10 protein-coding genes are annotated in these 15,421 nt (G+C 35.6%); 7 read left to right on the top strand and 3 right to left on the bottom strand.

Features of this window, described 5'->3' with window-relative positions; all coding sequences use genetic code 11:
• Nucleotides 1-63: 63 nt before the first annotated feature.
• Nucleotides 64-642: a transketolase C-terminal domain-containing protein gene (locus DIT68_RS03450; protein ID WP_109358418.1), complete on the bottom strand. Its 579-nt coding sequence runs from the start codon at nt 640-642 to the stop codon at nt 64-66.
• A gap of 281 nt (nt 643-923) precedes the next feature.
• On the opposite strand from DIT68_RS03450, the gene DIT68_RS03445 reads away from it, so the two are divergent.
• The gene (locus DIT68_RS03445; RefSeq protein WP_109358417.1) at nt 924-2,033 is read left to right on the top strand and encodes a hypothetical protein; all 1,110 of its coding nucleotides are present in this window, start codon (nt 924-926) and stop codon (nt 2,031-2,033) included.
• A 52-nt stretch (nt 2,034-2,085) separates the two neighbouring features.
• On the opposite strand, the gene DIT68_RS03440 is transcribed toward DIT68_RS03445, so the two are convergent.
• A complete protein-coding gene (locus tag DIT68_RS03440; RefSeq protein ID WP_109358416.1) occupies nt 2,086-3,372 on the bottom strand; it encodes a citrate synthase in 1,287 nt (428 codons plus the stop codon).
• 386 nt (nt 3,373-3,758) lie between these two features.
• On the bottom strand, nt 3,759-5,951 hold the full coding sequence (locus DIT68_RS03435) for a S9 family peptidase (RefSeq protein ID WP_109358415.1): 2,193 nt from the start codon (nt 5,949-5,951) through the stop codon (nt 3,759-3,761).
• 793 nt (nt 5,952-6,744) lie between these two features.
• Between DIT68_RS03435 and DIT68_RS03430 the strand changes: the two genes are divergently transcribed.
• From DIT68_RS03430 to panB, 6 genes are all read left to right on the top strand, one after another.
• Nucleotides 6,745-7,755: a lamin tail domain-containing protein gene (locus DIT68_RS03430; protein ID WP_109358414.1), complete on the top strand. Its 1,011-nt coding sequence runs from the start codon at nt 6,745-6,747 to the stop codon at nt 7,753-7,755.
• Nucleotides 7,756-7,816: 61 nt separating this feature from the next.
• The gene (locus DIT68_RS03425) at nt 7,817-10,543 is read left to right on the top strand and encodes a TonB-dependent receptor (RefSeq protein WP_109358413.1); all 2,727 of its coding nucleotides are present in this window, start codon (nt 7,817-7,819) and stop codon (nt 10,541-10,543) included.
• Nucleotides 10,544-10,563: 20 nt separating this feature from the next.
• Nucleotides 10,564-12,852, top strand: a complete 2,289-nt coding sequence (locus tag DIT68_RS03420) for an endonuclease (RefSeq protein WP_109358412.1) — start codon at nt 10,564-10,566, stop codon at nt 12,850-12,852.
• A gap of 15 nt (nt 12,853-12,867) precedes the next feature.
• Nucleotides 12,868-13,578, top strand: a complete 711-nt coding sequence (locus tag DIT68_RS03415) for a 5'-nucleotidase C-terminal domain-containing protein (RefSeq protein ID WP_109358411.1) — start codon at nt 12,868-12,870, stop codon at nt 13,576-13,578.
• 1 nt (nt 13,579) lies between these two features.
• Nucleotides 13,580-14,488, top strand: a complete 909-nt coding sequence (locus tag DIT68_RS03410) for a bifunctional metallophosphatase/5'-nucleotidase (RefSeq protein WP_109358410.1) — start codon at nt 13,580-13,582, stop codon at nt 14,486-14,488.
• A gap of 116 nt (nt 14,489-14,604) precedes the next feature.
• On the top strand, nt 14,605-15,420 hold the full coding sequence (gene panB, locus DIT68_RS03405) for a 3-methyl-2-oxobutanoate hydroxymethyltransferase (RefSeq protein WP_109358409.1): 816 nt from the start codon (nt 14,605-14,607) through the stop codon (nt 15,418-15,420).
• The last annotated feature ends 1 nt before the right edge of the window (nt 15,421 follow it).

Below are 15,421 nucleotides of genomic sequence, written 5' to 3'. Positions count from 1 at the left end.
GTTAAAGCTTGAACCAAAAAAAAGAGCGCTCCTTTCGAAACGCCCTTTCTCTTTAACTATTTATTAATCCAAAAAAGAAGGAAACTCTTTTGGATCTGCCTCATTCATAATTTTGTATGCAGCGGCATAAATATCATCGATGTTCGGCTTAGAGAAGTAATCTCCGTCTGTTCCATACGCTGGACGGTGGTCGTTTGCACTTACTGTTACTGGCTCGCTGTCCAATAAATAATAAGCTTTTTGCTTCACTAAAACTTGATCTAAAATATAGGCAGACGCTCCACTAGAAACATCTTCGTCAACAATCATTAATCGACTCGTTTTTTCCAAAGATTTAGAAATGTCGTGGTTTAAATCGAAAGGCAATAAAGTTTGAACGTCAATTAATTCAACACTAATGCCTGCTTTTTCTAATTCTTTGACTGCTTCTGCTGCGATATTGAAAGTAGAACCATAACTAACTAATGTTAAGTCTGTTCCTTCTTTTACAATATCAACCTTACCTAATGGAGTTTTGTATTCACCAAGGTTTGTAGGCATTGCTTCTTTAACACGGTAACCGTTCAATGGTTCAATCACCAATGCGGGTTCATCTGCTTCGTTGGTTCTCGACCATAGCGTTTTTGGCACAACGCCGAACATGGCACCACCGTCTAATTTGAAGTTTCCTGTATTTATTGGATATATTTTCTTTTTACTATTGACTTTTTTGTGAATATAAGGTTTGTGACAATAATAATGAAAGTAGGGGTTTGAAAATGATGTTAAAGTGCTGTGAGAATTCTCTGACTTAAAAATTAATTGATTCTATCCCAATATAAAACACCTTCTGTTTTTATGGAATTTTAATTTTTTCTCATCTCAACAAGAGAGATTCTTTAAATACATAAATTTCAAATCAAATTACATTAATTTTGATATCAATGATTAAACAGCTTTTTATATTATTCGTTTTACTTCAAACACAAAGTCTAATTGCCCAAAACAGAACACTATGTCCTGAGGAGGTCCATGAATTAATTGTATCAAAGGAATTCAAGAAAATCGAACCCATTGAATTCAACTTGGATTCTATAGGAGTGAAAATAATTCGTCAGTTTTTTTATGATAAAGCAAATTATCCAGATCAAGTGTCAAAAAAGCAGTATTTAGACAGACCTTATATGGGTTCTTGGGAGAAAAGGAATCTTGCTAGTTTTTTAAAAAGACTTAAAAATGCTGAGTATAGAAAAAAGGTTTACACTTTAACAGATGCTGATTCATTATTGCTTAGACGTCAAAAAAGAGGTCAAACTGGAATGTGGAGTTTTAGACCAATAGATACTTCAATTGCAATGAATCCTTACTATGCATTTTTTAGTTTTGATATCACCACTGCTAGAAATACAATTCCTAGATCGATGGTTGCTAACGGATTTGAATCAACTGGTTCTTACAGAGGATCAATGCCGGTAGCAAAACAATCGGCATTAATTTATGATTCCAGGTTTACAGTTGGAATTCCTAAGGTAATTTTGAATTCTTCAAATAATGAGCAATTTGAATTACCTCTTATTATTATTGGAAAAGACTTTGTTTCTTATCGTGCTGGCTTGTCATTACTCGAAAATGTTTTAAAAGAATCAGGTTATTCAGATAATTCTATTCGATTTACACTTGTTCAATTGTACGTAGCTACTAATTATTATTCAACAAATGAAATAGAATCAGTTCCTTGCCAAAGTTTCAATTTGTTCAAAAATAAATCTTGTTATCAGTTTAAGCTCAGAAAAGATTTAGAATATATTTTTACGATGAAAAAAACGCATGAGATCAGTTATAAATTAAAGGAAGAAGCCGAAAATTTAAAATACGCGGTAGAGACAGCTGTTTGGAGAAGTTATTCTGATAATTATCCTGAAATTGAATTTAAATCTAAAAGAGGGAGGAGATTTATTTATGAAGTCACATATCGGACTAGTGATTACCAATATAAAAAGTCGAAGGCTATATATAATCGAGGACGGGTTAGATTTAGAGATCTTAAACCATAAAAAAAGTCCAAACATTTCTGTTTGGACTTCTCTATATAATATAATCTTAAAATTATCTTTTTTCGATAGAAACGTAGTCACGCTCAGTAGCTCCTGTATAAATTTGACGAGGTCTTCCGATTGGTTCTTTGTTTTCGATCATTTCTTTCCATTGTGCAATCCAACCTGGTAATCTACCTAATGCGAACATTACAGTAAACATTTCAGAAGGAATATTTAATGCTTTGTAGATAATTCCTGAGTAGAAGTCAACGTTTGGATATAAACCTCTTTCTACGAAATAAGGATCTTCCAATGCAATTTTCTCCATTTTCTTAGCAATTTCTAATGCTGGATCTTGAACACCTAATTGTTCTAGCACATCATCAGCTGCTTTCTTGATAATTTTAGCACGTGGATCGAAGTTTTTGTAAACTCTGTGTCCGAATCCCATCAAACGGAAAGAATCATTTTTGTCTTTCGCTTTTGCAATCCATTTGTCTAAATCACCGCCATCTGCTTGAATTTTATCTAACATTTCAACTACAGCTTGGTTTGCTCCACCATGTAATGGTCCCCATAATGCTGAAATACCAGCTGAAATAGAAGCATAAAGATTAGCTTGAGAAGAACCAACAATTCTTACTGTTGATGCAGAACAGTTTTGCTCGTGATCAGCATGAAGAATAAGTAATTTGTTTAATGCTGATGCAACAACTGGATTTGGTTTGTAATCTTCAGTTGGCATTGCAAACATCATGTTCAAGAAATTCTCTACGTAATCCAATTCATTCTTAGGGTAGATGAAAGGATGACGTACTGCATTTTTGTATGACATAGCCGCCAAAGTTGGAAGCTTAGCAATTAATCTGTGAATTGTTAAATCAATGGCCTCAGGTGATCTGTTTGGATCTTGAGACTCTGGATAAAAAGTAGATAAGCTCACTACCATTGATGCCAGAACTCCCATAGGGTGCGCTTTCGAAGGATAAGCTTCGAAAAACTGCTTCATGTCTTCATGAACCAATGTGTGATTTGTTATGCTCTTTTTGAATTCAGTTAATTCTGTTTCAGTTGGTAATTCTCCATAAATAAGGAGAAAAGCTACCTCTAAAAATGTTGCTTTTTCTGCTAATTGTTCAATTGGATAACCTCGGTACCTTAAAATTCCGTTTTCACCATCTAAGTAGGTGATTGCACTAGTTGTACTTCCTGTATTTTTAAATCCAGGATCGATAGTAATTACTCCAGTAGTACCTCTCAATTTCTTGATGTCTATTGCTTTTTCATTCTCCGTACCAGTGATAACAGGGAATTCGAAAGTTTTCCCTCCAATTTCTATTTTTGCAGTTTCGTTCATTTTTTTAACTCGTTTTTAATATACTATAATTCTGCTGCCTAAGTTAGTGAAATCTTTCATTTCTGATGTACTTTTTGACAGTTCTTTTCTCATTAAAACACACCTAATGTGAATAAGTTCACAGTGCATTAAATATCAGGTCAAATTTAATACTAAATTGTCAATAAAAGACTATTTAGTATTTGTTAAATGCCTATCCTATACTTTACCAGCAAAAACACCTAATCAAGTTTGTGATTAAGTGGTAAACCGACAAGATTCTTCGCAAATTTCTGTTTTCAACAATGATTAGGATCTTGTCAAATTAAAGTGAAAACCAATTCCTATTGTAATTTACTAAACTGCTGGTAAGTTCCCGACAGCATTATTTCTTAAAATAATTCTGTTTATAAGTTTTCTAAAGTGTATTCCAACATCATTCTAAATAAATGATTCCTGGTGTTTCCACCGTAAATTCCATGGTCTTTATTTGGATAAATGAACTGATCAAAGTCTTTGTCTGCTTTCACCAATGCTGTTACCATTTCCATAGCATTTTGTACATGCACATTGTCATCTCCTGAGCCATGAATAATGAAATAATTTCCTTTTAGTTTATCGACATGGTTGATTGGAGAATTGTCGTCATACCCTAATGCATTCTCTTGTGGAGTACGCATAAACCGCTCCGTATAAATGTTGTCATAATATCTCCAATTGGTTACCGGAGCTACAGCAATCCCCATTTTAAAATCAGCAGCACCTTTTGTAATGGCCAATGAAGCCATGTATCCACCATAACTCCATCCCATAATACCAATTCGGTCTGGATCAACAAAATCCCATTTCTTTATGTATTTTGCAACAGCAATCATGTCTTCTGTTTCTAGTTTACCCAGTTGTAAATAGGTAGATTTTTTGAATTGTGCACCTCTGTACATTGTACCTCTTGGATCAACGCTCATAACGATATATCCTTTTTGAGCTAAAAGTTGGTGATAAGCTCCATTTCCTCCATCGTAAGCATCTTTTACCATGTTAGAACCCGGTCCTCCGTATACATTAAAGTAGACAGGGTATTGCTTTGTGCTGTCAAAATTTGGTGGATACAAAATCCAAGCATTTAAATCATGTGTTGCTCCTTCGACTGTGATAAATTCCTTTTGCTGAAAATTAAAATCATTCATCAAATATTTTAGAATTTCATTGCTTTCTAATTCCATGATTAACTTTCCTGTAGCATCATGCAATGAATAAACAGGAGGTGTGTTAATATTTGACCAACGGTTAACGTAATACTGCATTCCTTGAGAGAATGTGATTGAATTTGTTCCTTTGTTATCACTAATTTTATCCTTTTTTGTTCCATCTAATCCAATTGAATAGAGTGCTGTGAATTGTGGACCTTCCTCGGCAGAAGTATAGTACAAAATCCCCTTTTCTTCATTGATTCCCATAAACTCAATGACATCCCATTTTCCTTCAGAAATTTGCTGACTCGATCCATCAATTCCAATCTTGTAAATGTGATTATAACCATCTTTTTCACTTGTTCGAATGAAGTGCTTACCGTCTTTCAAAAAGTATAAATTATCATCAATTTCAACATAAGCTTCGTCCTGTTCTTGATAAATAACATCAGCAGGCATTTTCTTTGCTGTTACATCAATCCAGTGATATTTTAAATGATTTTGATGACGGTTTAGTGTTAAGGCCATCAATTTGTTTTCGGTAGACGAAAATTTAAGACGCGGAATATATTCGTAATCGCCCAATTCAATTGTTGTCGATTTAGCATTCTTAACTTTCGCTACCTTCAAGCAAACTTTTGAATTGTCTTCTCCAGTTTTCGGATATTTAAAAGTGTAAGGAGTAGGGTAGAGCTCTTCGAAATACATCATTGTAAATTCCTTTACATCACTTTCGTCAAATCTTAAATAAGCAATGTATTCGCTGTTTGGAGACCAATCATAAGCTTTTGTGTAAGCGAATTCTTCTTCATAAACCCAATCCGTTGTACCATTAATAATTTCGTTTTCTTTTCCATCATTTGTAATGGCTTTCACTTTTCCTGTTGCAATGGTTTTTACGTAAATGTTATTCCTATATATATAGGCCACTTTTTTTCCATCAGGAGAATAAGATGCTAGAGTTTGAGGAATTCTTTCAGAATCGAGTGGAGAAAGTGTTTTGCTTGTCAAATCATACATATAGTATTCTGCTGAAAAACTTCTTCTGTAACGCTTTTTACGATTTACTGTAAGCAGCAATTTTGTTTCATCATCGTTGAATTCGTATCCGTCTACTTTTAATTCTTTGCCTTCATAAACAAGTTCTTTTCCATCGAGAATTGATTCAGCAGTTCCGGTTAAATCTTCGAAAGAATAGCGCATAATGGATTTTTTTCCATCCACTAAGGCGAAACGAGAATAGTGTTTTCCATCTTTCATCGAACGAAATCCACTAATTCCATTTCCGTAGAATTTGTATTCTTTCCATATATGTTCAACGCTTAGTGCTTTTGAAGTGTCTGATTCTTGTGCTGCACCTAAAAAGGCTGTGAATGCTAATATTAAAAAAGGGAGAACTAGTTTTTTCATTTTTTTGACTTGTTTTTGCGAATATAATAGAATTATTCTTGACCCGGTAATTTTGAACTGTACTAGAACTGTGAATGGGTTACTCTCCTTTCTACAAGGTATTAAATTTATTGACAGCTAATTGATGCTTTCTTGATTGATTCTGTATGAAGAATTGCTGGTAATCAAAATGAGATTTGTCGGAGTTTCACTTCATCTGAATATTAGGCGTTTTATTGTTTAGAGAAAGTGGATGGTGATGCTCTATTGTTGTGATGTCTTTTCGAAGATACTGCGTCAGTAATCAACAATTAGCATAGGGGTTTTAGCCTAAGTTTAGAGTTAGAGGTAGTGGTCATTTTAAGTGAAATCAAAATTATGTGATATTTAATGAAATAATTTTCCGGGTAAGTATTTTTTTTTTCAACAGTTATTAAATTAATATCAATTCAAAAAACAGAATTTATTAATTGGCCTGTAACATTCATGACTATTGATGTTGAGTGAAAATTGTTTTGTGTTTGTAAGTTTAAATCAATAAAACATGGAGTGATTTTAAGACAATTGCTCAAAAAATTAACTAAAAAAACTAAAAATGTTCATAATTCTATAATATGCGGTTCAATAAAAAGCCTTAATTTTGTCCTGAAAATCATTTTGTGTTCTCCTTGAGGCAATTATGTTTATGCTAAAACCATAAAATGATAAAATAAAAAAACGATGAAAAATTAAGTTGTATCCATATAAGTTTGTTCAAACTCGCAACTGTTTTGTTTTTTAAATTTGTAACAATTCTCAATTAAATATAACAACTATGAAAAAAGTTTTACTTTCATTAGGACTTCTTATTAGCGCTTCAATAAGTGCGCAAGATTGTTCTGAATTATTTATCTCGGAGTATGTTGAAGGCTGGTCCAACAACAAGGCAATAGAGATTTACAACCCAACAAATCAGGCTATTGATTTGAGTGATTACATGTTGATTCGTTATTCTAATGGTGCAAACTTTGTAGGTCCAGAATCAGGAGTTCTTTTATCAGGAACGATTCAACCTTATGACGTTTATGTTGCCGTTTTAGATAAAAGAGATGAAATGGGAACAGGGCAAGACGCTCCAGTTTGGGATTCTTTACAAGCGCGTGCTGATGGGTTTTATTGTCCAGATTACAATGTTTCTAAAGCAATGTACTTCAATGGAAACGATGCAATGGTATTAGCTAAAGGTACTTTGACAGATATTTCAAACTCACAATTAATTGATGTTTTTGGAAAAATTGGAGAGGATCCAGATGTTGGAGACCCATACAACGGTTGGACAACTGAAGCTCCTTTTGTTGGTGTTGGTGTTGTAATTTCTACAGATCATTCTTTGGTACGTAAACCTACAATTAAAGAAGGTGTAACACAAGCAAACATTCCTTCGTTCAATGCTATGGTAGAATGGGATACTTTACCAGCAGTAATTCCTATGTTGGATGCCAATGGAGATCCTGTATTGGATGGAAATGGTAATCCACGTATCGAAGGAAACTGGGCTACATTAGGAAACCATGCTTGTGATTGTAACGAATTGTCTGTAAAAGATGAGTCTTCAATCAAATTGTCTATTTATCCTAACCCTTCTGCAAACGGAGTATTTAACTTTGCAACTGAAAGCAATATTGTAAACGTTACTGTATATAGTGCTGTAGGTCAAAAAGTATTCTCTCAAGAAGACAATTCTGGCATTCAATCTTTCACTATCGGGAATCAACCAGGTGTATATCTAGTTAACCTAGAAACATCAAATGGAGTTGTAACTTCTCGTCGTGTTATTGTAAAATAAGATTTTAAAATTATTTAGGGGAGTTTAAAAGCTCCCCTTTTTCATATCAATTTTTTCCATTGTGATAAAGAAAATTATATTCCTCGCTATCCTTTTTCCTTTTTTTGCAACTGCTCAAACCGGAACTTTAAAAGGAAGAATCACCGATCATGCTACTAGTGAGCCTGTTATTGGTGCTTATATCTATATTTCTGATGAATTTAGGTCAAAAGCACAATTAGACGGATCCTATTCCATACAAAATCTACCTTACGGAGATTATCAAGTGAAAATTTCAATGTTTTCCTATGACACTTTAGTTGTAACTGTTTCTATAGATGAACCAGTTGTAAATAAGGATTTCTCTATGGGCGATACCCAAGAAATGGAAGAAGTTGAAGTGATTGGGCAACTAGCAGTAGATAGAAAAACTCCAGTTGCTGTAAGTAGAATATCGGCCAAACAAATTACAGAAGAATTAGGTTCGCAAGAATTGCCTATGATATTGAACTCAACTCCTGGTGTACATGCTACGCAGCAAGGAGGTGGAGATGGTGATGCGCGAATTAGTATTCGTGGTTTTAACCAACGAAATATCGGTGTAATGATTGATGGTGTTCCTGTAAACGACATGGAAAACGGAGCGGTTTATTGGAGTAACTGGTTCGGATTGGATCAGATTACCAACCAAATTCAGGTACAACGTGGTTTAGGTGCAACTAAATTGGCTATGCCTTCTGTTGGTGGAACAATGAATATTATTACGCAACCAACTGGTGGAAAACGCGTAATTAAGGTAAACCAAGAATACGGTTCTGGAAATTTCTTGAGAACTTCACTTTCTTATAAGTCTGGTAAATTAAAAAATGGCTGGGGAGTTCTATTCTCTGGTTCGTATAAACAAGGTGACGGATGGGTTGATGGCTTGAGTACACGCGGAGCTTTCTATTATTTGAAAATTCAAAAGAAAGTTGGAAAACATTTAATCTCATTAAGTGGATTTGGAGCGCCTCAAGAACATGCACAACGTTCATATAACCAACCAATACAATATTGGGATGCTGAATACGCAAGAGAACAAGGAATTGATGTTCCAGAAGGTTCACCAAATATTGACAATGGTATTCGTTTCAATCAACATTTCGGTTACATAACAAATTCTAATGGAGACAGAGTTGAAAAAGCCGAAAGAAGAAATTACTACCACAAACCACAAATCACATTGAAAGATTTCTGGAAGGTAAATGATAAATTATCGATTTCAAACATGGCTTATGTTTCTATCGGTAGAGGTGGAGGAGAACGTTTGAAAAACTCAAGTGGAATTCTTTATGATGAAGAAGGACATGTTGACTGGGATAGAATTGTTGACAATAACCAAGAGGTTACACTTTTCGGAACAACAATGCCATCTGTAGATCCTTCCCACCATCCAAGTTTATTAAAATCAACGCAAGTGGTCACTTCTTCAGTAAACAATCACATGTGGATTGGTGCGGTTTCTCAATTTGATTATAAGTTAAGCGAACATTGGGATATTTCTGGTGGTTTAGATTACCGTTATTATCAAGGTGAGCACTACACGGAATTACGAGATTTACTAGGAGGGAACTATTGGATTAACTCCAATGATAAAAATGCGATGACCAATATGAAGGTTGAAGGAGATAAAGTGGGATGGCAACCTTACCACAATCACCGTGATGCTTTGGTTCAATGGGCTGGAGCTTTTGGACAAGCAGAATACAATAAAGGAAGATGGTCTTCTTTTGTGAATTTATCTACTGTTGTTAATGGATACAAAGGAATTGACTATCACCAAAAAAGAGAGATTCATTTAGATGATACTACTTTATATATCGGTGGTGAGGATGTTGTGAATTACAATGGTGAATATTATCACCCAAATCACCCAGATTTAGAGTATAACCAAACAGAATGGAAATGGTTAGCTGGTTTTACTGCAAAAGCAGGGGCTAACTTTAATATTACTGAAAGCATGAACGTTTTTGTAAATGCAGGGTATTTATCAAGAACACCTCAGTTTAGTAATGTGATTGATAATTCAGATAACGAATTCTTTGAGGAGATCTTAAATGAAAACATCATGGCTTTTGAGTCTGGTTATGGATACCGTTCTAAGCGTTTCAGTGCAAACGTGAATGGATATGTAACCTACTGGGAGAACAAACCATTCCCTTTTGGAGTGTCAGTTCCAGATCCAAATGACCCAACAGAATTTGTAAGAGCAAACGTAAATGGAATGGATGCCTTGCACATGGGAATTGAAGTAGATGCGGTGTATAAAGTATTGAGCAATCTTTCAATTGAAGGTATGGTTTCTTATGGTGATTGGACTTGGCAATCTGCTGAGAAAATTGATGTAGTTGGACAAATATTCGAATTTGATGCTGTGGGTGTTCACGTGGGAGATGCTGCTCAAAGTACTTACGCTGGTGCGATTAGATACGAACCATTCAAAGGATTTTATGTAAAAGCAGGATATACTTATTTTGACCGTTACTTCAGTGATTTTGACCCATTCTCATTAAGTGTTTCTAGTGGAAATGGAGGTAAAGAATCTTGGCAAATTCCTTCTTATGGATTGCTTTCTTTCCATACTGGTTACCGTTTCAGATTTGAAAATTCAAGTTTAATCTTGAGAGGAAACGTATTTAATGCTTTAAACTCTCTATATATTTCAGACGCTAGAAATAACCAAAACGGAAGTGCTTTCGATGCTGCTTCATCAGGTGTTTTCTTTGGTCAAGGAATTCGTGTGAATTTCTCTTTAGGATTTGAATTTTAATAAAAGTAAAAAAGAATAAAATGAAAAATAAAATAATGTTATTCGGTGCTTTGTTTTCCATGACTACTTTGTTTGGACAAACAGATATCGATGATGCACGCAATTTTCCAGTGGGTGCTACAGTAACCATTAAAGGTGTAGCTGCTGATGGTGGAGAATTGGGTCCAATCCGTTACATTCAAGATCAAACGGGTGGACTTCCAATCTATGGTGGTTCATTTACGAACGGTGTAAACAGAGGAGATTCTGTTACCGTTACGGGGACAATTAAGGATTTTAGTGGCTTGTTGGAAATCGATCCAATTACTTCTTTAACACCTCATGGTCCGGGAACACAAGTAGCTCCTTGGAATATCAATATTGTGGATTTAGGAAATACCTACGAAGGTCGTTTGGTACGAATAGATAACGTTACATTCCCAGATGCAGGAAGTAGTTTTGCAAACAGTACAAACTACAACTTCACAGACGGAGCAAATACTGGAACAATTCGTATTAACTCAGGAACAGCAATGGCTGGGCAAACAATTCCAGGTGGAGCGCAATCTGTAGTTGGTTTATTGAGTGAGTACAATGGTCTTTTCCAATTGTTACCTCGTGATATCAACGACATTTTTGGATACACCGCTCCTGATAAGAAAATAGAAGTTTCTGTAAATGGAACACCTGTCTTGAATGGTGCCACAATTCAAATTGGAACAACAGCAAGTACGCCAATTGCGGTAAGTAATATTGGCGTGAATAACCTAACGGTTTCTGCAATTAATTTCTCAGGAAATGCTTCAGCAGATTTCTCAACAACGGTAACAACTGGAGCAATAGCAGGCGCTGGAATGACGACTGGGAGTATTGATTTTTCTGCAACAGCAAACGGTTCTAGAATCTCAACTCTGTCTATCGCTTCAGATGATCCAAATACACCTGTTTTCACTTTAAGTTTATATGGAATTGGAAACGATAATTTAGCTACTGAACCAACAAACGGTGCTTCTGCTTTAATGTTCTCAAATGTTGAAGCTTATACAATGAACGTAGGTTACACTGCTTCTGCCGATGCGGAAGGCTACTTGGTAGTTTGGAAAACAGGAAGTGCTCCAACAGGAGTTCCTGCAGATGGAACTGCCTACCAAAGAGGTGATGTTATTGGAGACAGTAAGGTAACTTATGTTGGAAATTCATTAACTTTTACTCCTCGTGGTATTCGTGCAGATATGGATTATCATTACACTGTTTATGCCATGAATGGATTCGGAAACTTTGTAAACTACAATCAAACGGATGTAGCTAGCGGAAACCAAATGTCTACAGGAAGTCAAATCGGAAACTATTACGGTTCTTTAAATACAGGAACACCAACTTTAGTGGAGGATTTAACTGCATTGATCAACGCACACGATTATAGCTCATACTTCTTGTACAAAACATTGTTGATGGATGGATTTGAAGCAATGGATACATTAGGTGGAGATAGCTACGTAACTTGTGTTTATTCAGGTGAAAGAAAAGTGTACACTGGTTCTTTCGATTGGACAGCAACAGGTTATTCTAGAGAGCATACTTATGCACACTCTTGGATGCCAACTTACCCAGCAAACGGACAACCAGAGGAGTTAGAATATGCAGATTACCATAATTTATATCCTACAAACTTAAACCAAGCCAATACACCAAGAAGTAATCTACCTTTCGGTGAAATCGTTGGAACGCCAGCTTTTGAATACTTAGAAGGAGCAAGAGGTCAAGATGCAAGTGGAGCTTTGGTTTATGAGCCTAAAGACGACCAAAAAGGAAACTTGGCAAGATCAATTTTCTATATGGCGACTGCATATAATGGTGCAAATGGAACTGGGGATAACTGGAGTATTCCTTCAAACCAAGATCAAGCAGTATTGAAAAACTGGCACTTTAATGATTTGCCAGATAGTTATGAAATTGCTCGTCACGAATTGATTTACAGCATTCAAAACAACAGAAATCCTTACATCGATAGTGTAGATTTCGCTTGTTACGTAGATTTCTACAACATGGATTATATCGCTGATGGATGTGAGTTAGGATTATCAACGGATTTTATCGAGAACAATTTATCTGTTTTCCCTAATCCAAGTAATGAAATAGTTTATGTTCAATTGAATGGAGTTGAAATCACTTCTATTGACGTAATGGACATGACAGGAAGAAAAGTGGGAACATTCTCATCTTCAACTCAATTTGTTGAGGTAGATGTTACAAACTTTAATTCAGGAACATATTTATTGAATATTAATACAGAAAAAGGTAATTTAGTAGAAAGAATTATCGTTCAATAATAGATGAAATAAACCATGAAAATTGTTCAAATTTTATGGACATTATTAGTAGGAGCAGGTCTTTTGGCCTGCTCTTCTGCTTCTGTATTTGTCCAAAGTGATAAAGTCGAAATCAATACCACAATAGCTCCCGATGATAGTTTGCAAGCCTTTATAGCACCTTACAAAAATGAATTGGCTGCAAATATGGACAGGGTAATTGGTTTTGCAACTGGAGATTTATTGAGAGATAGGCCAGAAGGGGCTTTGGGGAATTTTGTAATCGATGAAACAGAAAACTACCTCGAAGAAAATAACTGGTTAGCAGGAAAGCACTATATTTCTATTATGAATCATGGTGGATTAAGATCGCCCATTTCACAAGGAAATATTACCGTTGGAGATATTTATAAGTTGATGCCTTTTGATAATACTGTTGTTTTGGCGAAGCTTCCAGCAAATGAATTAGATTCAATAGTTGCTTATTTAAAGAAATCAGGAGGAGAACCCATCGGAGGTTTTCAAATTAATGGAGATATTGTGAGTTTAAAAAACAATAAGGAGTTGGCTGATACTTTATATGTCATCACCACAGACTACTTGGCCAATGGAGGAGATAATATGAGTTTCTTTAAGCGCAGTTATGAAATCACAGACACAGGCATTTTTCTCCGTGAAGCACTAATAAAAAGAGTAGAAGCAATAGATACGCTTCGTCCAGTTTTGGATCACCGCATAAAATGGTAATATGGAACGTCGTATATTTTTACAAAAAAGTTTAGTTGTTGGAACAGGATTAGCGATTAGTCCTAGTTTATTGAGTTATCCCAAAGAGCCTGAACACTTAGATAAAATTACTATTCTGCATACGAATGACACCCATTCTAATATCGAAACATTTCCTTCTACGCACGCCAAATATCCAAATCAAGGAGGTGTTGCAAGAAGATATGCTATGCTTAAGGAAATCCGGAAACAAGAGAAAAATGTACTTTTGTTGGATGCTGGAGATATTTTCCAAGGAACACCGTATTTCAATAAATTCCACGGTGAGTTAGAAATGAAACTCATGACTCACATGGGGTATGACTGCGCAACAATGGGGAATCATGATTTCGATGCAGGATTAGAAGGATTTTTAAACGCCTACCAACACGCAGATTTTCCCTTCGTTTGTTCCAACTATAATTTCAATAACACAATCTTAAAAGATCTTACCAAAGAGTACCAAATATTCAACAAAGGACCATTTAAAATTGGAGTTTTTGGAGTTGGTGTAGGATTAGAAGGATTAGTCGCCAAAGCACATTATCAAGATACAGAATGGTTGAAGCCCATTCCAATAGCCAATAGAATCGCAAAACACCTGCGCTTCGAAGAAGAATGTGATTTAGTGATTTGTCTTTCCCATTTGGGCTACGAACCAAAACAATTCAAAGACAACGACCAAACCCTCGCCTCCGAAACCCAAAACATCGATTTAATCATTGGAGGTCATACCCACACCTTCCTTCCAAAACCAGAAGTTCACTTAAATAAACTAGGCGAAAAGGTTTTGATCAATCAAGTGGGCTGGGCTGGATTGGCACTGGGGCGGATTGATTTTTATTTAGGAGAAAAGAAAAAACACCAACGTCATGATTTGATTTTAGTGTAGGGACCATTTGTAAGGGCGATTTGCAAATCGCCCATACACACGCCCCAACACAAATTCCCCGAATTTCAACGCTCATTTCATTTGTTCTCGTACATTTGTGAAAAAATAAATTGATTATGTCTGTACATAAGAATGTAAAACGTGTAACCACTCATGTGTTGCAAGAAATGAAGGATAACAACGAGAAGATTTCGATGTTAACTGGATATGATTTTTCTATGGCTAAAATCATAGATGGAGCCGGGATTGATGTTATTTTAGTAGGAGATTCTGCTTCGAACGTGATGGCAGGGCACGAAACAACTTTGCCCATTACCTTGGACCAAATGATTTATCATGCGGCTTCTGTTGTTCGTGCAGTAGAACGTGCTTTGGTGGTTGTGGATATGCCTTTTGGTTCTTATCAAGGTAACTCTAAAGAAGCTTTGGTTACTGCGATTCGTATTATGAAAGAATCGGGTGGACATGCAGTGAAAATGGAAGGTGGACAAGAAATTATTGAGTCTATTTCAAGAATTCTTACTGCAGGAATTCCAGTGATGGGACACTTAGGATTAACTCCACAATCAATTTACAAATTCGGAACTTACGTAGTAAGGGCAAAACAAGAAGAAGAAGCAAATCGTTTGATTGAAGACGCAAAAGCATTGGAGGCAGCGGGTTGTTTTTCTATCGTTCTAGAGAAAATTCCAGCTGAATTAGCGGAAAGAGTGGCCAAAGAAGTAAATATTCCAATTATTGGGATTGGTGCTGGTGGAGGAGTTGATGGACAAGTTTTGGTGGTTCACGATATGTTGGGAATCAATAATGACTTCAATCCAAGATTCTTGCGTAAATACCATAATCTATTCGAAGAAATGACGAATGCCTTGAAAAGCTACATCAGTGATGTGCGTTCAGGTGATTTCCCAAACAAAGAAGAACAATATTAAG

The organism is Brumimicrobium oceani, from assembly GCF_003143775.1.
Lineage (GTDB): Bacteria > Bacteroidota > Bacteroidia > Flavobacteriales_D > Crocinitomicaceae > Brumimicrobium > Brumimicrobium oceani.
Note: the sequence above shows the minus strand (reverse complement) of the source record. Positions and strands in the feature narration are given on the sequence as shown.

Coding starts and splice junctions, on each gene's coding strand:
- DIT68_RS03450 (WP_109358418.1), bottom strand. CDS start 642: ATGTTCGGCGTTGTGCCAAAAACGCTATGGTCGAGAACCAACGAAGCA.
- DIT68_RS03445 (WP_109358417.1), top strand. CDS start 924: ATGATTAAACAGCTTTTTATATTATTCGTTTTACTTCAAACACAAAGT.
- DIT68_RS03440 (WP_109358416.1), bottom strand. CDS start 3,372: ATGAACGAAACTGCAAAAATAGAAATTGGAGGGAAAACTTTCGAATTC.
- DIT68_RS03435 (WP_109358415.1), bottom strand. CDS start 5,951: ATGAAAAAACTAGTTCTCCCTTTTTTAATATTAGCATTCACAGCCTTT.
- DIT68_RS03430 (WP_109358414.1), top strand. CDS start 6,745: ATGAAAAAAGTTTTACTTTCATTAGGACTTCTTATTAGCGCTTCAATA.
- DIT68_RS03420 (WP_109358412.1), top strand. CDS start 10,564: ATGAAAAATAAAATAATGTTATTCGGTGCTTTGTTTTCCATGACTACT.
- DIT68_RS03415 (WP_109358411.1), top strand. CDS start 12,868: ATGAAAATTGTTCAAATTTTATGGACATTATTAGTAGGAGCAGGTCTT.
- DIT68_RS03410 (WP_109358410.1), top strand. CDS start 13,580: ATGGAACGTCGTATATTTTTACAAAAAAGTTTAGTTGTTGGAACAGGA.
- panB (WP_109358409.1), top strand. CDS start 14,605: ATGTCTGTACATAAGAATGTAAAACGTGTAACCACTCATGTGTTGCAA.